Source organism: Streptomyces sp. NBC_00090 (assembly GCF_045160815.1).
Taxonomy (GTDB): Bacteria; Actinomycetota; Actinomycetes; order Streptomycetales; family Streptomycetaceae; genus Streptomyces.
Genome location: NZ_CP108224.1, coordinates 7455741 through 7474182, shown reverse-complemented (window position 1 = coordinate 7474182; position 18442 = coordinate 7455741). Strand labels below are relative to the sequence as shown.

General features: G+C 68.8%; 12 protein-coding genes and 1 pseudogene. 7 read left to right on the top strand and 6 right to left on the bottom strand.

Annotated features, from left to right (window positions below; translation table 11 throughout):
- Positions 1-66: 66 nt before the first annotated feature.
- Together OG361_RS33340 and OG361_RS33335 are read right to left on the bottom strand one after the other, a co-directional pair.
- Positions 67-495, bottom strand: coding sequence for a nucleoside deaminase (locus tag OG361_RS33340; RefSeq protein WP_405859480.1), 429 nt, complete (start codon positions 493-495; stop codon positions 67-69).
- A 13-nt stretch (positions 496-508) separates the two neighbouring features.
- Positions 509-1411, bottom strand: coding sequence for an LLM class flavin-dependent oxidoreductase (locus OG361_RS33335; RefSeq protein WP_405859478.1), 903 nt, complete (start codon positions 1409-1411; stop codon positions 509-511).
- Between the two features lie 94 nt (positions 1412-1505).
- Here OG361_RS33335 and OG361_RS33330 point away from each other — a divergent pair.
- Both OG361_RS33330 and OG361_RS33325 read left to right on the top strand, forming a co-directional pair.
- Positions 1506-1949, top strand: a pseudogene (locus tag OG361_RS33330) (Lrp/AsnC family transcriptional regulator); the annotation flags it as partial.
- A 269-nt stretch (positions 1950-2218) separates the two neighbouring features.
- Positions 2219-3124, top strand: a complete 906-nt coding sequence (locus OG361_RS33325) for a hypothetical protein (protein WP_405859476.1) — start codon at positions 2219-2221, stop codon at positions 3122-3124.
- A 107-nt stretch (positions 3125-3231) separates the two neighbouring features.
- Here OG361_RS33325 and OG361_RS33320 read toward each other — a convergent pair whose 3' ends face one another.
- A complete protein-coding gene (locus OG361_RS33320) occupies positions 3232-3828 on the bottom strand; it encodes a DUF1349 domain-containing protein (RefSeq protein ID WP_405859474.1) in 597 nt (198 codons plus the stop codon).
- Positions 3829-4159: 331 nt separating this feature from the next.
- Here OG361_RS33320 and OG361_RS33315 point away from each other — a divergent pair, with 331 nt between their 5' ends.
- Positions 4160-4555 carry a hypothetical protein gene (locus OG361_RS33315; RefSeq protein ID WP_405859473.1) on the top strand — a complete coding sequence of 132 codons (396 nt, stop codon included), beginning with the start codon at positions 4160-4162 and terminating at the stop codon, positions 4553-4555.
- Here the strand turns inward: OG361_RS33315 and OG361_RS33310 are convergent.
- Positions 4542-5045: an MmpS family transport accessory protein gene (locus tag OG361_RS33310; protein WP_405859471.1), complete on the bottom strand. Its 504-nt coding sequence runs from the start codon at positions 5043-5045 to the stop codon at positions 4542-4544. The two genes, OG361_RS33315 and OG361_RS33310, sit on opposite strands and share 14 nt — an antisense overlap.
- 417 nt (positions 5046-5462) lie before the next feature.
- Here OG361_RS33310 and OG361_RS33305 point away from each other — a divergent pair, with 417 nt between their 5' ends.
- Together OG361_RS33305 and OG361_RS33300 are read left to right on the top strand one after the other, a co-directional pair.
- Complete coding sequence (locus OG361_RS33305) at positions 5463-14042, top strand: DNRLRE domain-containing protein (RefSeq protein ID WP_405859470.1); 8580 nt, start codon at positions 5463-5465, stop codon at positions 14040-14042.
- Positions 14043-14084: 42 nt separating this feature from the next.
- Positions 14085-14627, top strand: a complete 543-nt coding sequence (locus OG361_RS33300) for a hypothetical protein (protein ID WP_405859468.1) — start codon at positions 14085-14087, stop codon at positions 14625-14627.
- Between the two features lie 139 nt (positions 14628-14766).
- Here OG361_RS33300 and OG361_RS33295 read toward each other — a convergent pair whose 3' ends face one another.
- Positions 14767-15177: a hypothetical protein gene (locus OG361_RS33295; protein WP_405859466.1), complete on the bottom strand. Its 411-nt coding sequence runs from the start codon at positions 15175-15177 to the stop codon at positions 14767-14769.
- A 259-nt stretch (positions 15178-15436) separates the two neighbouring features.
- Between OG361_RS33295 and OG361_RS33290 the strand changes: the two genes are divergently transcribed.
- Positions 15437-15964: a hypothetical protein gene (locus OG361_RS33290; RefSeq protein WP_405859465.1), complete on the top strand. Its 528-nt coding sequence runs from the start codon at positions 15437-15439 to the stop codon at positions 15962-15964.
- A gap of 295 nt (positions 15965-16259) precedes the next feature.
- A complete protein-coding gene (locus OG361_RS33285) occupies positions 16260-17870 on the top strand; it encodes a hypothetical protein (protein WP_405859463.1) in 1611 nt (536 codons plus the stop codon).
- Here the strand turns inward: OG361_RS33285 and OG361_RS33280 are convergent.
- Positions 17759-18367 (bottom strand): transposase, encoded by a 609-nt coding sequence (locus OG361_RS33280; RefSeq protein WP_405859461.1) that lies wholly within the window; start codon positions 18365-18367, stop codon positions 17759-17761. The genes OG361_RS33285 and OG361_RS33280 overlap by 112 nt on opposite strands.
- Between the last annotated feature and the right edge of the window lie 75 nt (positions 18368-18442).

The following is an 18442-nucleotide window of genomic DNA, read 5'->3' as shown; positions in this document are numbered from 1 at the left end:
AACCTAACAGACCGGTCCCGGGTCACCGTGCGAGCCACCCGGGCGGACCTGGCCCGAAAGGTGACGTCAGCGGTAGTACCCCTCCACGACCGCCCGCACCTCGTCGAGCAGCGCGGGTCCCTCCTGCGGCACGGGCGGCTGTCCGCTGCCCGGCCGGATGTCCAGGAGCTGCTCGTTGGAGAGCGCGTACACGACCCGCCGCAGACCCGCCCGCTGGATGACGGCCTCGCACATCCCGCAGGGCTGGCAGCTGGTGTACATCGTGGTCCGCGCCGCGGTCTCCGCGTCCAGCTCCCGCGCCGCCCACCGCGCCAGCTTCAGCTCGGGGTGGGCGGTGACGTCCCGGTCGGTGAGGGTCGTGTTGTGCTCCTCCGCCAGCACCGTCCCGTCCGGTGCCGCGAGCAGTGATCCGAACGGCGGGTCGCCGCCCTCCTTCGCCTTGGCCGCGAGGGCGATGGCGCGCCGGAGGAGGGTGTGGTCGTCGGGTGTCGTCATGAGGGGACTCCGTTCAGTCGAGGGGCAGGGCGGAAGTGGCGGGCAGGGCGGAAGCGGTGGGCAGGGAGGGGGCGTGGGACAGGGAGAGGTTCGCGGCCACGGCGCCGAGTGCCTGCCAGGCCGTCTCCGGACGGAGCGTCTCGCTCGGGTCGCCGGTATACGTGTCGAGGACGACGGACTCGGCACCCAGCAGCCGCAGTTGGGCGAGGTCGTCCATGATCTGGTCGATCGTGCCCTCCCCGGCGAGCCGGTCCGGTCCGGTGACCGGCGCGGAGGTGATCTTGAGAACGATACGGGGCGTCAGGGCGGGTACGGGCAGTCCCTGCTCGTCCGCGGCGGTCTTCAGCCGGTCCGCGGCCCCGCGCAGCCAGGGCATGGTGGAGCGCAGCGGATGCCACGCGTCCCCGAGCCGTACGGCACGACGGATCCCCGCGTCGCTGTTGCCGCCGACCCACACCGGAATCCGCCGCTCCCCGTAGTCCGCGGTGTCCGCCCAGGCCTCCCGGATGCCTCGCAGGTACTCGTCGGTCAGCCGGCCGCGGCGCTCGAAGGGGATCCCGAGGGCGGCGAACTCCTGTCGCGCCCAGCCGACTCCCACCCCGAGGACCAGCCGTCCACCGCTCAGCCCGTCCAGGTTGGCCGCCATCCGGGCGGTGAGCAGGGGGTGGCGGTAGGGCGCGATGAGGACCGTCGTGCCGAGCCGGATCCGTGTGGTGAGCCCGGCCAGCCAGGAGAGCGTGGTGAAGGGCTCGTAGAAGGGGGCGGGATAGCGCTCGGCGACATCGGGGGTGACGGCGACGTGGTCCGAGACCATCAGCAGGTCGAACCCGAGGCCCTCCACCGTCCGGGCCCAGTTCCGCAGGACTCCGGGGTCGGTGCCGGGTCCGAAATTGAGGATGTTGACTCCGATCTTCACGACACCGAGGCTAGTCAGGCGGCAGGGACCCGGAGAAGGGATTCCCGCCTGTTCCGACAGCCTTCGGCCGTGGATCCGCCGGTAATCTGGGCTGATGACCGAGAGTCTCGATGCCACCGACTGGGCGATCCTCACGGAAGTCCAGAAGGACGGCCGGATCGCGTACACGGAGCTGGCACGCCGGGTGAACCTGAGCGCGTCGGCGACGAAGGAGCGGGTGCGGCGCCTGGAGGCCGCCGAGGTGATCACGGGGTTCCGGGCGGAGGTGGATCTGGAGCGGACCGGATATCCGGTGCTCGCGGTGGTCCGTCTGAAGTACCCGGGGACCCGGCACGAGCCGCTGCACCGGATGCTCGCCGAGCGCTCGGAGATCCTGGAGTGTCTGCGTACCACCGGGGACGACTGCTACGTCCTGAAGGTGGCGGCCACGTCGATGGCCCATCTGGAGGAGCTCGTCGACGCGCTGGCTCAGTTCGGGAGCACGACCACGAATCTCGTGCTCAGCCGGACGCTGCCGTTCCGCGGCCCGCGCGCTCCCGGCCGGCGCACACCGGTCCCGCCCGCTCCCGTCCCGCACGCGCCGGGCCCGAACGCTCCCGGCCAGCGCGCTCCCGGCCCGAACACTCCCGGCCGGCGCACACTCGTCCAGCGCGCGCCCTCCGAGTCCGACCGCGCGCTCCGGCGAACGGAGTAACCGCCACTGGGGTCGCCCCTTCAAGATCATTAGCCTGGCGCCGGCGCGTGACCTCGCGTCTGTCGGACAGAGAAGGCAAGCGACTCCAGATGAAACTCCCGACGTTGCGGCGCATGGCCTGGCTCACCGCGGCGACCGCGCTGCTGACGACGCTCGGCACCGCCCCGGCCGGAGCCGCCGGCGAATGGCAGAAGGTGGGCGGCGACGCGCGTAGCGGTATCAGCGGACTCGCGTACGAGGGCGGTACCGAGGACGGCAGCGGCGTGCACGCGCTGGCCGTCCACGACAACAAGCGGTCCGGGCAGTCGCGACTGTCCCGGATCACCCACCGGGACGGCTCCGACACCGTCTCCCCGATCGGCTGGGACGGGCCGGAGCCCGTCGACCTGGAGGCCGTCGAAGCCATCCCGGGGTTGCCGGGCGAGTACCTGGCTCTCACCGGGCGCGGCTTCCTCTTCCGGCTGAAGGTCAGCGGCTCCACGGCGACGGTCGTCGACTACACGCCGCTGCCGGCGATCGGCGAGGGCGACGACTTCGAGAGCTTCGCGCTCGTCGCCCAGAACGGCAGGCTCGCCGCCCTCTGGGCGGACCGGGGCGCCGGACCGGACCGTCCCGCCACGCTGTACGCGGCGCCGCTGACGTTCGCCGCGTGGGGGCAGCCGCTGTTCGGGGCGGTGACGCGCCGGGCCTACCGGGCCGCGCACCCGAACGACAGCGGCACCCGGCACATCTCCGACATCGCGGTGACCGACACCGGCCGGCTCGTCGTGGGTTCGGCGGCGGACGCCGGGGACGACGGCCCGTTCGACTCCGCGGTGAGCGACGCGGGCCGGGTGAGCGTCTCGGCGACGGGCCGGGTACGGGTCACCCTCGCCACCTCCCCGACCGTGCTCGGGATGTACCCGGGGTACAAGGTCGAGGCGGTGGAGTGCCTGCCCGACTCCGCCGAAGCCCTGCTCGGCACCGACGACGAGAACTTCGGCGGCTACCTGCGGACCGTCTCCTTCTGCGGAGCCTGACCACGAACGGACCGAGGCCGACACCGGGACATCGCAAGGTGGTTCACGGTATGGCCTCGGTCCGCTCCGTTCCAGGGCGCCGGCTCACCGGCCTGGGCCGGGTCCGGTCAGCGCCCGTCGAAGAGGTGGGGCAGCCGTGTCGGTGTCATCGCCATGTGGTCGAAGCGGACTCGACAGCCGTCTCCCACCGGTGACTGGACCTCGATTCCGACCCGTACGTCGGGCGCGCGGCCCAGGCTGAACTGGCGTGCCAGGCTCCAGGATTCGCCGTCGGGCGATGCGTGGAAGGCGAAGCCGTCGTCGACACGGCTGATTCTCAGCCACACCGCGCTCCCGTCGATGGGCCACCCGACCGCGTCGTCCGAGAGCCCGCGTGTGACCACCGAGAACAGCGTGGGCGGACCATCGGGCGCCTGCTCGAAGTTGAGTTTGGCCCACAGGTCCGGCGCCGACCAGACGAGGACGGCACCGGCGTCCCACGGCGCCCGGAAGTCGACCCGGAGACGGGCCGAGAACTGCCAGTCACCGGGGGGCGGGACCAGGAGGGCGCGAGCCGCGTCGTTCTTCACCTCTCCGGTCAGGGGGTTGGTGAAGACGTCGGTCCCGGCGCCCGCGTCCACGGTCAGCACGTCGTCGTCGAGTTCGAGGCCGGCCGGTGACACGGCCCAGTGCCGAGGGTGCGCGAGAGTGGATTCCCAGGTCATGGACTCCACCCTGACTCCACGGGCGAGCTCTCTCAAGACGAGGCCGCGAAGATCCAAGAACTGACGCGAAAGTCCAGGCCCTGCACGCCGCCGCGGGGCCGGTGCCGGTGCCGGTGCCGGTGCCGGTGCCGGTGCGGGAACGACGACGAGCCCCGTTACCTCGTGGCGAGCCCGCTCACCGTGCGGATCGCCCACGAGCGGCTCTGACGGGGGCACGGCTCGGGCACCAGGGATAATGGCACCCGACGGAACCGGTCAACCGACCCGACCGACCCGACGACCCGACCGACCCGACGACCCAATAACCCGACCGACCGAAGACGAAGGTTCGATGGCACTCGAAGACGGCCAGCGGGTGAAGCTGGCGGCAGACCTCAGGCTGACCGGTTCGCTCACCCTGACCGGGGACTCCCCCGCGGCGGAGCATGCCGTCGCCGGGTCCCTGTCGCTGGCGGCGGGCACCGAGGGCACCGTCGAGCGCGTGGACGAGCACCCGCGCGAGCCGAGCCAGGAGGTCCGCGAGTACGAACGGCTCAAGGCGCTCCTCGACGACTTCGGCCCCCAGATGCCCCCTGCAAGCCGGCGGCAGCTGGAAGAGCAGGTCGGCTCACTGGAAGCCGAGTGGATCGCCCACCAGGAGCACGCGTACCGCGTGACGGTCCGGGTCCGCCTCGACAACGGATTCGTCCTCGACGACGTACACGAGGACCTCTTCACCTCTCGCTGAGCCCGAGTTCGCCGCTGCACGTGGTCCGGCCGAAGGCGCCGGTGGCGGTGGCGCGTTGGACGTGCCTGCCGCGTACGGTCAGGGTGCAGTTGGCCGTACCGCCCTTCTCGCCGAGGGTGACGTTGACGATCGGGGAAGCGCCGAGCGGAACGCTCACGGTCTTCCGCCACGGCAGGCCGGCACCCGTGACGACGTTCGCCTTGTCGCCGTCGGCACCCCGGTAGGAGATGTCGGCCGTACCCTCGCCGAGCACCTCGTAGGTCACGTCGTAGGTGACCTCGGCGGCGGGTGCCGTCGCCCGCTTCTCCGCGACCTCGTCTTCGGTGTTGAGGATTCCGTAGACGACGAACGCGCCGCACAGGAGCAGGAGAACAGCGGCGACGGCTATGCCACCGCGGTCGGCGCGTCGATCATCCGGTGTCCGGGAAACGCTTGTGGCATCCGGGACTTCAGGCCCGTCCGGATCGGCCGGTGATTCGGTGGTCGGCATGGCGGCGCGCTTTCTGTCGATGCGAATTGGCCTGGGTTATACACCACCGGATTCGACGGACGCCAGCCTGCGGAAGAGTCGGGCAAGGCGACCCGAATCGCCATCGAATGGTCAGCAAAATGCCCTTAATGGGCTATCAGTTGACGGCGTACCAACTCCATGCTGAAGAATCCCCCCGCCCGCGATCGGACTTCTGGCGAGGCCGCTTTCCCCTACGAGGAAGGCGGCCTGGTTTGGCATGCCTTGCGTCGCTCCGATCGAGGTCAGGCACATCGCGACCGGCGGCGGAGTACCCGCGGCGGCGCGTCGGCGCACCTCTTTCGCCTGGCGCGGAAGGGTGCCGAAGAAGGGAACGACGTGAAAGTGAGATACGGGCGGGCAATAGCCTGCCTCGTGGTTTCGGCGACCGTCGGCACCATGCTTCCACAAGTGGCCTATGCGGCTCCGGTTTCGAACGATACAGGAAAGGGTATCGTCGACGAATTCGCCGGGTGGTTCTCAGGGGACGAGAACGAGAACGAGGGCGCGCCTGAGCAGCCGTCGACCGGCGGGACCCCGCTGCTGCCGAGTCGGGAGAAGCTGCCGCAGGGCAGGCCGGCCGGGAAGCCCCAGCGCGTCGCGGAGTTGACGGGCAGCCGTACGCCGAACGCCCGGTACTGGAAGATGTCCGACGGGCGCGTGCAGGCCGAGGTGTCGGCGGTACCGACGGCGTACCGCTCGGGGAGCGTCTGGAAGGACATCGACCCGACCGTCAGGCCGGCCGGGTCCGGGGGCTTCGCCTTCGCCAACACGACCAACGCGGCGCGTACTTCCTTCGGCGCGGATGCGGCGAGGCTGCTGCGTTTCGAGGCCGGCGAGGGTCACGCGGTGACCCTGGGTCTGGAAGGCGCGGGGACGCTCGCCCCCGTCGCCAAGGGCGACACCGTCACGTACAAGGACGCCGTCGCCGGCGCGGACCTGACGTACCAGGTGGGTCCGGGGCGGGTGAAGGAGAACATCGTCCTGGACGCCCGGCCGTCCGGCCCGGTGAAGTTCACGTTCACGCTGAACCCGGGCGGGTTGACGCCGAAGGCGGGCGAGGACGGTTCGGTCCGGTTCTACGGAGAGGGCGCGGATCCGGTCCTCGTCATTCCGGCCGCGTTCATGACGGACGCGAGGAAGGACGCCTCCGCGCCGTACGGCACCGGGTACAGCTCCGCCGTCGAGCAGAAGCTCACCCGGGCGGGCAAGGGCTGGAAGCTGACGGTCACGCCGGACGCGAAGTGGCTCGCGGCGCCGGAGCGGCAGTACCCGGTCACCATCGATCCGACGATCGCCATCGCGCCGACGCCGAGCACGGCCCAGGATGTGATGATCTCCTCGGACGGCGCGGGGACGAACTACGACGACAGCTGGCGGCTTTCGGTCGGCAACACCAGCACCGGCTCGTCGCGGGCGCTGCTGAGGTTCCCGCTGACCGGCGTCCCGGCCGGCACCAAGCTCGACTCGGCCGATCTGAAGCTGTACTACGACCAGACCCACACCACCGGTGACACCGAGGTCCAGCTGGAGGCGCACCGCGCCACGCAGGCGTGGACCGAGGGTCAGGCGACGTGGAGCAGTGCGAACGCGATCACCGGCGAGCTCTCGGGCACGGCGGTCGTCGTGGACGACGGCGACTCGGGGCGGACGGCCGCCGTCGGCGCCTGGCCCGCGTCGGGGAACACCGCGTACACGCAGTACGCGGTCAACCAGGACTACCTGTACAACAAGGACTCGGTCGCGGGTGACACGTACACCTGGCAGCCGAACCTTCCCGAGGACGGCACGTACCAGGTCGAGGCGCACTACATCCCGGCCTCGGACCGCGCCACCACCGCGCCGTACACCGTCACGTACGACGGCGGGTCGAAGGCGTACGCGGTCAACCAGCAGGCCGGCACGGCCGGGGTCTGGAAGACGCTCGGCTCGCACCCGTTCAAGGCGGGCACGCTCGGAAAGATCGTCCTCGGGGACGGTCCGGCGTCGACCGCGACCTCGGTGATCGCGGACGCCGTCCGGTTCACCAAGGGCGGCGTGGTCACCAAGAAGCCGGGCGAGCTGAACACCTGGCACTCCTTCCCCGTCACCAGGACGGTCCAGCAGTGGATCGACGGCACCCACACGAACAACGGTTTCGTGATCAAGGCCGGTGACGAGTCCGCGAACGGTCCCAAGGGCGGTCCGCGGTACGAGGGCAGTGAATACGGGTACGGCGGCGAGAGCGCCCACTACCCGCGCCTCGTCCTGACCTTCGGGCGTCAGGGCGTCGGCCTCGCCGCCCCGGCCACGGTCCACGACACCGGCGCGGAGCTGAACTGGTCGGCGTACGACGACTCCGACCCCATCGGGACCGGCGACGACATCGCCGAGTACCAGGTCCACCGCTCCGTCAACCAGGCCTTCACGCCGTCGGCCGCCACGCTCGTCGCGCCCGTCGCGTCCACGGTGACCTCGTTCACGGACACCAGCGCCGTGCCGACGAGGGCCGACGACCCGGACCCGTTCGGCCGCGCGTACTACTACATGGTCGCGGTCAAGACGAAGGACGGGCAGGTCATCGCCGCGCCCAGCCAGCTCGTGCGGCTGCCGAAGGCGGGCCGGACGACGAAGGTGCTGGACGCGACGCAGGACACCACCCTGTCCTCCGCCCGGACCACGTCCACGCACGACACGATCGACGACGGCGGCCCGAAGAACTGGCTCAGCGTCGGCAACAACTCCGCCACCTACGGCGACACCCGCGCCGTGCTGAAGTTCCCGGCCCTGGGCATCCCCACCACCGCGCGCGTCCTCGAAGCGAACGTGCGTCTGTGGAGCACCCAGACCACCACGGACACCACCGGCGCGGTCTACGAAATCCGGCCGCTGACGCGTGACTTCGACGAGGCCGGGGCGACCTGGGTCAAGGCCGACACGGCCACGAGCTGGGCGTCCGCGGGCGGTGACTTCGGCGCGGTCGCGGGTGACACCGGGGCCAAGACGAACGACCCGTCGCGGCACGACTGGAACGTCACCTCGCTCGCGCAGTCCTGGGTGACGACTCCGTCGTCCCAGCAGGGCGTGGTCCTCAAGATGGCCGACGAGGCCGCGCAGCAGGAGCGGACCCTGTTCCTGTCCTCCGAGGGCACCGAGCAGCGCCTGCGGCCCAGGATCGCGGTCACGTACATCGACTCGACGACCGAGGCGACGTACTACGCGCCGCGGACCCCGGCCCGGATCACCCCGAACAGCGACCACACCGTCGAGTTCACCCTCACCAACACCACCACGTCCGTCTGGAAGGCCGGCACCCACGCCCTGAGCTACCGGTGGGCGCTCCCGGACGGCACGGACGCCACCACCGGCGGCAACCAGCTCCAGACGGCCCTGCCGGCCGATCTGCTGCCCGGTGACTCGGTCACCCTGCAGGCCCGGCTCCGCGCACCCGTCAACTCCGACTCCGGCAGCAAGCGCACCGAGTACGTCCTCACCTGGGACGTCCGGGACACGGTGGCGGGCACCTGGCTGTCCGGGACGGGCGGTGCGCCCGGGCTCCGGCTGAACGTCACCGTCGAGGACCCGACCTCGGACCAGCTGGGCCTGGAGAAGTTCTACTCGTACAACGGCAAGAACACCGGCGCGGGTTCGTCGCTGATGAACAACACCGCGGCCGGGAACAGCGTCTGGCAGTACAACGCCCTGAGCAACCCGGGCCGCGGTCTGAACACCTTCGTCCGCTTCGCCTACAACACCCAGGACACGTCGGACACCGTCGCCGGTCACGGCTGGTCCGTGCAGGCCGCGGGGCCGATCCGGCTCGGCGCCCCGCTGGACTTCCACCCGAACCCGAACCCGCGGGAGGTGCGGCTGCCCGACGGGGACGGCACCACCCACGTCTTCCGGGTACAGGCGGACGGCACGTGGAAGGCACCGGCCGGCGTCCACTTCCGGCTCTCGGCCAAGCCGGGGCTGGACTGCACCCCGGCGAAGGACCCGATTCCGGACGCCTGGACGCTGACGCGTCCGGACGGCACCCGGTTCCTGTTCGGCTGCGACGGCTACCAGACGTCCGTCGTCGACAAGAACGGCAACACCCAGACGTTCACGTACGAGGAACGCAAGTCGAACAACAAGCCGACGAAGTTCCTCACGTACATCACCGACCCCGCCGGGCGGCAGACGCTCACCGCCACCTATTACACCAAGTCGGACACCAGCAGCCCGAAGATCGTCGACCACCTGAAGTCGATCACCGACGTCTCGGGCCGCAAGCTGACCTTCGAGTACTCCGACAAGGGACTGCTCACCAAGCTGACCGACGGCGCGGGCTCGTCCCAGCCGAAGGTCTTCGGCTTCACGTACGACGCCGAGCAGGGCAACAAGAACGTCAAGCTGGTCCGGATCACCGACCCGCGCGGCAACGCCACCGCTCTCGACTACTACTACCCGAGCGAGGGCGACGACCCGAAGTACCACTGGTGGACCCAGTCCATCACCGACCGCATCGGCGGCGCCACGCGGTTCGCCTACGCCGCGGACACGGCCGACACCCGGTTCACGTCCACGGTGGTCACGGACGCCGAGGGCCACGACTCCACGTACGTCACCGACGACTTCGGTCGTCCGGTGCGGTCCGTCAACGCCAAGTCGCAGCAGACCGAGCTGGCGTGGGACGCGGACAACAACGTCACGTACATGGAGGAGAACAACGGCGCCGTCACCGCGTACTGCTACGACCCGCTGACCGGCTACCCGCTGTGGAAGCGCACCGCCGAGCACAACACGGGCGGGGTCCCGCCGCAGAGCGACTGCGCGCCCGGCAAGTACCCGGTCGACGCCCAGAAGTTCGAGTACGTCAAGCGGCTGGACGGCTACTCCTCCGACCTGTACCGCAAGACGTCGCCGGAGGGCCGCGCCTGGCAGTTCGGCTATGACGCCTTCGGCAACCTGAAGACGGTCACGGACCCGAAGGGCGTCGCGACGCCCACCGCGGGCGACTACACGACCACGTACGAGTACGACGTCCACGGCCAGCTCACCAGGGCCACCGACGCCAACGGCCACTCCACGGTCAACAGCCAGTTCACGCAGACCGGTTACCCGGCGAAGATCACGGACGCCCTCGGCAACAGCGCGGTCTACGAGTACGACGCGCGCGGCAAGGTCACCAGGACGACCGACCCGCTGGGCCACCGCACCACGCAGACGTACGACACGTACGGCCGGCCGCTGGTCAGGACGGCGCCGAGGGATCAGGCCGCGGACGACCTGATCACCGTTCCGGCACCCGACTACGACGCCAACGACAACGTCACCAAGGCGATCGCGCCCACCGGTGCCGTCTCCACGGCGGCCTACGACGCGGCCGACCAGCTCACCGAGGCCACCTCGCCGCAGGACACGCCGACCGCGCCGCTGCGCCGGACGGTCTACGCCTACGACAAGACCGGCCACCTGAAGACCACGACCGAGCCGAAGGGCGTGGCCACGCCCGGGATCCCGGACGACTACACCACCACCCAGAACTACGACGAGATCTACCAGCTCGCCTCCGTGGTCAACGCCCTCGGCGAGAAGATCACGTACACGTACGACGAGGTGGGCAACAACGTCAAGGTCGTCGACCCGAAGAAGAACCGGACGGCCGACCCCGACGACTTCTCGTCGAAGATGACCTACGACCTGGAGCACCGGGTCACCTCGGTCACCGACCCGCTGGGCAACGTGACGCGCCGCGCCTACGACAAGGACGCGCTGGTCGTCGCCGACACGGACCCCGACGGCAACACCACCCTGACCGACTACGACGAGCGGGGCCGCAAGACCGAGCTGAAGGTTCCGCACTCGGGCACCGGCGCCGACACCACGTACCGCACCACCCGCTACGAGTACGACCAGGTCGGCAACGCCACCCGGGTCATCACCCCGCGGGGCACGGAGACCGCGAACGCCGACGACTTCACCAGTCGGACCGAGTACGACGAGCTGAACCGACCGGTCAAGCAGTACCTGCCGTACGACCCGTCGGACGCCCGCTACAACGACCCGAACGTCTACACGCAGACGTTCTACGACGCGGCCGGCCGCGTCACCCGGACCTCCCAGCCGCCCTCCGAGGGCCAGACGGTCCGCAACGACACCGAGTTCACCTACTTCGACAACGGGTGGACCAGGAGCTCCACCGACCCGTGGGACATCCGGACGAGTTACGAGTACAACGACCTGGGGCTGCAGACCTCCAGGACGCTCAGCTCCGCCGGTGAGTCCGTCAGCCGCACCATGGGCTGGAGCTACTACCCGAACGGCAAGCTGAAGGAGAAGACCGACGACGGCGTGCCGGTCGGCACCGCGGTGCCGCTCGTCGACAACTCCGACGTCCAGCACACCGGTTCCACCGGCACCTGGACGACGGCGAGCCTCACCGGGCAGCAGGGCTTCGACCACCGCGTGCACGCGGCCGGAGCCGGGACGGACGCGTACTCCTGGACGCTGAACATCCCGAAGAACGGCAAGTACACCGCGTACGTGAAGTTCCCGCAGGTCGCGGGCGCCAGCAAGACCGCCACGTACAAGGTCACCCACGGCGCCGGCAGCACCGACCGTACGGTCGACCAGTCCACCGCGGCGGGCACCTGGGTCAGCCTCGGCACGTACGACTTCACCCAGGGCAACGCGGCGAAGCTGGAGCTGTTCCAGGCCGCCGACGGCAAGGTCGTGGCCGACGGGGTCAAGCTGGTGCGCGACCTCACCGGCGACATCGACGCGGAGAAGCACCACTTCCGCTACGCCTACGACCTGAACGACAACCTCTCGCTGATCGACGACCTGTCGTCCGGCGCCACGGTCGACACGTACACGATCTCCTACACGGGTCTGAACCGGGTGTCGGGGATCACCGAGACCCTGGCCGGCCAGCAGAAGACCAGCACGGCCTACACCTACGACGCCAACGACCAGCCCGAGACGATCACCCACCCCGACCAGTACTCGAAGTACACCTACGACCTGAGGGAGAAGGTCAAGACAGTGTCGGTGGGCACCTCGCCCACGGACACCGACCCCAAGGTCACCTCGTACACCTACACCGACCGCGGTGAGTCGCTGCGGGAGACCAAGGACAACGGCAACACCGTCGACCTCGAATACTTCCTCGACGGCGCGGTCAGGACCAGCGCGGAGAAGAAGGCCGACGGCACCCTCGTCGCCTCGCACACCTACGCCTACGACGCCAACGGCAACAAGGCGCAGGACGCGGCGAAGAAGATGAACGCCGACAACCACTCGGCGTACCTCGAGTCCACCACCGCGTACAGCTACGACCCGGTCGACCGGATCGCCAAGTCGGTGAAGACCGGCAACGGCGCCGCCACGGAGACATACGTCCACGACGACAACGCCAACGTCGTCCAGCAGACCGTCGGCGGCACCGCCACGGACTTCCGTTACGACCGCAACCGGCTCCAGACGTCGACCACCGCGGGATCCGTCACCTCCTTCAACTACGACCCGCTGGGTCGTCAGGAGTCGACGTCCCAGGACGGGCAGATCGTCTCGCGCAGCATCTACGACGGCTTCGACCACGTCGTCGAGTCCCAGCAGCGGGACGGCTCCGGCGCGATGAAGTCGACGAAGTACACCTTCGACCCGCTCGACCGCACCTCGTCGAAGACCGCGGACGGCAAGACCACCGACTACCGCTACCTCGGCCTCTCCCAGGAGGTGCTGACCGAGGAGGTGGCCGGCAAGCTCACCAAGTCCTACCAGTACAGCCCGTGGGGCCAGCGGCTGTCGCAGGTCAAGCACAACGAGAACGGCACGACCGAGGACGCCTACTACGGCTACAACAGCCACACGGACGTCGAGACGCTGACCGACGGCAGCGGCGACACCAAGGCCACCTACGGCTACACGGCCTACGGCAACGACGACTCGTCGGAGTTCACCGGCATCGACAAGCCGGACGCCTCCGACCCGACGAAGGAGGAGTACAACTCCTACCGCTACAGCGCCAAGCGGTGGGACGCCGGGTCCGGCACGTACGACATGGGATTCCGTGACTACGACCCGGGGCTGAACCGCTTCACCAGCCGGGACATGTACAACGGAGCCCTGGCCGACATGAGCCTGGGCAGCGACCCCTTCACCGGCAACCGCTACGCCTTCACCGGCGGCAACCCGATCAGCAACGTCGAGATCGACGGCCACTGGTTCGCCCTCGCGATCCCGGCGGTCGCCGCGGCCTTCGTCGCGGCGGTCGTGGTGACGGTCGCCATCATCGTCGTCGTGGCGGCCGTCGCGTACGTCGCCAGCGAGGTCCGGGACCGGATCGAGGAGGCCTCCCGGGACGACACCGACGACGAGCCCGCACCGGACCCGCGGCGCCTCCCGCGGCCCCAGCCCGAGCCCGACAGCGACGATGACGACGACCAGTCACGTTGTGGCGAGGGCTGGATCCAGTACGGCGAGCGGGACGCGGCCAACGGCAACCGGGCCACGGCCGCCGAGGCCTGCCTGACCAAGGAGTACCTGAACAAGAACAAGGGAACCGGCGTGGGTTCCAACCCGCCGGGATACGAGTGGGCGCAGGACTACGCCAAGGGCAAGGGGCTCGACGCGCAGAAGAACGTCAACGCCTGTCACCTCATCGGCAACAAGCTGGCGGGCAAGGGAGTCCTGGCGAACCTCTCCCCGTGCGCCCGTGGCGCCAACGCCAAGCAGATCGGCTCCACGCAGGGCGAGGAGCACATGAGGTCGTACGAACTCCAGGTCTACAACGCCGTGATGGCGGGCCAGCACGTCATGTACACCGTGTCTCCCCGCTACGAGGGCAGCAGGACGGTGCCGACCGGTTACGACATGTCGGCGTACGGTGTGAATCCTGATGGTTCGATAGGAATCAACTTCCAGGTGTTCATCCCGAACACACTCAGCACGGGAGACAATCTCGGCACACAGAGCAGCGGCGGTTCGCCGGTACCCACGGGGAGCACCCCATGACGGGGACCGGAGCGGACCGCACGGACAAGGAGCGAGGCACCGATGAGTGAGCCGACCGACCTGGACGCCCTGCGACGGCTCATGCCGCCACCTGAGGACGGGGGCACGACGGTCGACTGGGACGCCCTCGCCACATCGTGGGGCAAGCCGTTCCCGGACGACTTCCGGCGCTTCATGGAGGTCTACGGGGCCGGCGCGGTGCAGAACTATCTGTCGATCGGCGCGCCGGAGCCCAAGGTGCCGCTGGAGCAGGCCCCGCGGGACGGCATGGTGATCGAGTCGGCGAACGCCGAGGCCGACTGGGAGACGGAGGAGAAGACACCCGAACTGGAGGGCACCTCCCCGGTGTTGATCTCCTGGGGTGTCTCCGCCACCGCGGACATGCTGTGCTGGGACGCGTCGAACGACGATCCCGCCAAGTGGCCCGTCGTGGTCTACCAGCGCAACGGCTCGCTGTGGAGCCGCTACGACTGCGGGATGGTGGAGTTCCTCGTCCGGAACTTCCGGGCCGAATGGCCGGAGAATCCGCTGGGCGGCGAGTTCCTCTGGGACGTGGACGAGGTGACGTTCCAGGCCCGGGGCTGACGCCCCGACGGTGAGTGCGGCGGCGGGTACGGCGACCCGTACCCGCCGGCGCACTCCTGAGGTCGCCATGACCCCTTGACCGGGTCATGGCGACCTTCCGCATCTCCCACCGACACGTCCACTGCCTCTGTGCGGACCTCTATGACGCCTCAGGAGGTGGGTCGACCGGAGTGACGGCCATCCGGACCTTGAAGGTCAGCTCGTAGTCGGCCCCGGCATCGACGAAACGCCGGACGTGCCAGTCGGTACCGGGAATGCCCGTGCCCATGAGCGTCTCATCGAGCTCCACCGTACCGATGACGTCCTCCACGCTGCCGTCCTCGTTCGGCCTGACCACCACGTCGATCGTCGCCGAAAGCGGCAGCTGCCGGGTCACGTCGACCTGCCTGGTCCGGCCTTGTTCCATCTCATCGCGCCAGACCTGTTCGCCGTCCCATCGAAGCGAGACCACATCCAGCTCCGGGCTTCCGGCGGGGTGGTGGGGCGAGTTCCGGTTCGAGCGCGGCGAGTCGCAGCGAATCGAGCTGAGGGTTCCCTCATAGGTCGGCATCGGTCCTCCATGAGGCAGTGCGTCGGGTGCTGCCACCGTCTGTCGAAAGCCGGCCCCTCGCCACACGTCGCCCGCCATCCGGGTCGAACGGCCGCCCCGTGACGCGGACGGGGACTCCCCTCACCCGTCCGGGCCGTCCTGACGGTCGCCGCGGGCAGGTAGCTGCAAAGCTGGAAGCCCCCACCCCCCCACTACCCTTCACCGGCAGCCGACGGATCTCTGGAGGTCCTGTCCGCGGGCCGGCGGGAGAGGTTGACCCATGCGAACCGACGATGATGTGCGGGATCTACCCCTGTTCATCCTCAAGCGGATCAAGACCTCCCGGGACTGGGATCGTTTCCTGATCGCCCAGGCCCAGCGCTACCTGGTGCGTGCCTTGCCCGAGGCCAAGGCGCGCACCGTGTACGGCGAGCTGACCCAGGTGGCGGCAAGCCTGAACGGCGGCACCGAGACGGTCACCCCGATGGACGCCTTCGCCCGAATGGAACCCCTGCTGGAGACGTTTGCCGACATCGAGGACCTGTGTCCGCCGCCCAGACGCATCCCCATCGGGATCCGGTGGCCGAACGCGACGCGGGACCTGGACGTCGTCGAAGGCCCGCTGCCCGACCCGTGGCTCATCATGGGCCCGGTGCCCGACCCGTGGCTCCCGTTCCCCGACGTCACGCCCGTCCGGGCGCTTCCCGTACTGGAGGCCCTCGGCTCTCTCGCCGAGGCCTTCACCGACGGTCAGGCTGCCAAGACGTTCCGTGAAGCCCTCGCCAGAGCCCAGTCCGACATCACCTGACGGCTCGGCAACAGACGGGAGCCCCCTCTCCCCGGGCACACCGACGCGAAGGCCTTCGGCGAACGAGCGAGGGTCTTCGCGCCGCCGCGACGCATGGCCGCCACCCGGTCCTGGGTGGATGCGGTGCTCCAGCCGGCGGAAGACGGCTACGCGGCTTCGGACCTGCACAGCCCGACCAGTATCGGAAGCAGATACCGCAACGGGGACTTCCTGCCACGGATCCTGCATCGACAATGCATGCCGCCAATGGGATTCACAGCGATCGCGACTTCGAACAAGACGAGGGCGAACAACCATGATCTACGACCTGCTCGCCGGCAGCTGGACCTACCGCAGCTTCACCAATCGACCCGACCTCCTGCCCGACCTCGACCCCGAGCACATCGTCAAGGACGACGTCGACAAATGGTCCCGCTACCTCTTCGGCCAGGGCGTGATGACATTTCATCCAACGGTCACGGGCGCGCTCACAGGAGTGTTCGAGATGGGCACCGACGAAAGTCCGCTCGATATGCACCTGAATGGCAAGATCGAGGATCGCGACGGAGTCACCTGGATCAAGTGGAACGCCCATGGCTTGCCCGGAACGCCGAGCGACGGCTGGTTGTACGAGTACGACGGGTACTACACCACCAAATGGCCGGACGGTCGCCGACAAATCGACGCGATCGTCGGCTCGGTCGTGCGCAGCCAGAACCACGACGACCTCGCGCCGAACCAGACACCCGATCGCGCGGTCCTGGCCGGCAGCGTCGCCTCGTTCATCATGGTGCGCCCCGCATTCGTCGAGGCTCGCGAGGTCATTGGGCTTCCTCCCGAGATGCTCGAAATGGTGGGCTCGCGGCACCATCGCCTGCACCACGCGATCTGGCACGGGCTGCGGGACAACTGGGCCACGCCGAGCGACGGCGATATTTCGGAAAGCGACAAGGCGGAGATCACCAACCTCGGTTGGGCCCCGCCGCGCCCGAACCAAAGGCCCACGCGCGGAACCGTCGCCCTGCGCGACCCGGACAACGGCGCCGGTGAGGATTTTCTCTACATGCATCGAGAGATGATCCAGAAGGTCCGCGAGCTGCTGAGCGGACACGGTCTGCCCATGATCCAGGCATGGACGTCCATTCCCTCCCCGAACCGGCAGTCACGGAATCGCGACGGATTTTCCGTGCCCCAGGCATGGGATCAGGGGCAGGGTGATTTCGCCTTCAAGGGGCTGGCAACCATCAAGAGCGATGAGTACTGGCAATCACGGATGACGTTCCTTGAGCGACAGTTCAAGAATCCGAAATACCTTGCGACACTGTCCCTCGACCAGCTCGGCGCGAAGATCGAATGGTTGATCCACAATCTGATGCACATCCGGTGGTGCTCGCTTCCGACGGAGCCCGCGAATCCGCTCATTCCGCTGCCGGGCGGCCGGCCGCCTACCGATACGTCCGACAAGTGGATCAAGGCGACGCGCAGCGGCAAGCCATTTTACTACGACGATCTCAACGACACGTTCTCGTCACACGTACACCCCGTCTTCTGGCGCCTGCACGGCTGGGTCGACGACCGCATCGAGGATTGGTACGCGGCGCACGACGCCGCGCATCCGGGGCAGGTCACTCGCCAGACCGTCGGAGCGGTTCCGTGGTTCGCCAAAGGACAATGGGTCAGCGTCGAGACACCGTGGGTGGGCCCGGCGACCGCTGGGCATGGACCGGGCGGCCACGCCGGCGACCATGATCATGGAGGGCACGATCACGGAGGACACGACCTCCCCGGACACGACGTCGCCGTCATGCAGCGGGTCTACGATCTGATCTTCAAGCCCGAGACGGCAGCAGTGGTCACGGCGTCAGGAACGACGGCGACGCGCAGCGTCCAGTTCACGGGCAAGATCACTGGTGGCGGTACGCTCTGACGCGTGGCGAGCCCAGGGGCCTCAGCACGTCGGGAATGGCGAGCTCGACCGCTGATCTGGAGGCTTTCGCCTTCCACCCCTCGCACATGCCGATTTCGCGGTGAACCCGCCGACGAAGTCATGGGAAGCATGCGGAGGACGGTGAGGTCATCGACACTGAGATCGCCGACGCGATCGTGGGTGATCTGGCTGCTCTCATCAGTAGCGCCCGGCGCCAGAACCAGAGCGTCTACTGCTGGGTCGCGTAGGAGCTCATGTGTCAGAGCCAGATGGCGACGACGGCCGCGGTGGTGGTGCCGAGGAAGACGTTCGTAGACGGTCTTCCACGGCCCGAAACGTTCGGGCAGATCACGCCACTGCACCCCGGTCCGCACCCGGTGCAGAATCCCGTCGATCACCTGCCGGTGATCCCGCCACCTGCCACAACGCCCGTTGCTGACCGGCAGGAACGGCCGAAGCCGTTCCCACTCGGCATCACTCAGATCACCCCGCCCCATGCCCACAGGAACGACTCGGGCACGGAGTAGTCACATGATCGGCCGGACAAGTCCTAGGGTGTCCAGCACAGCGGC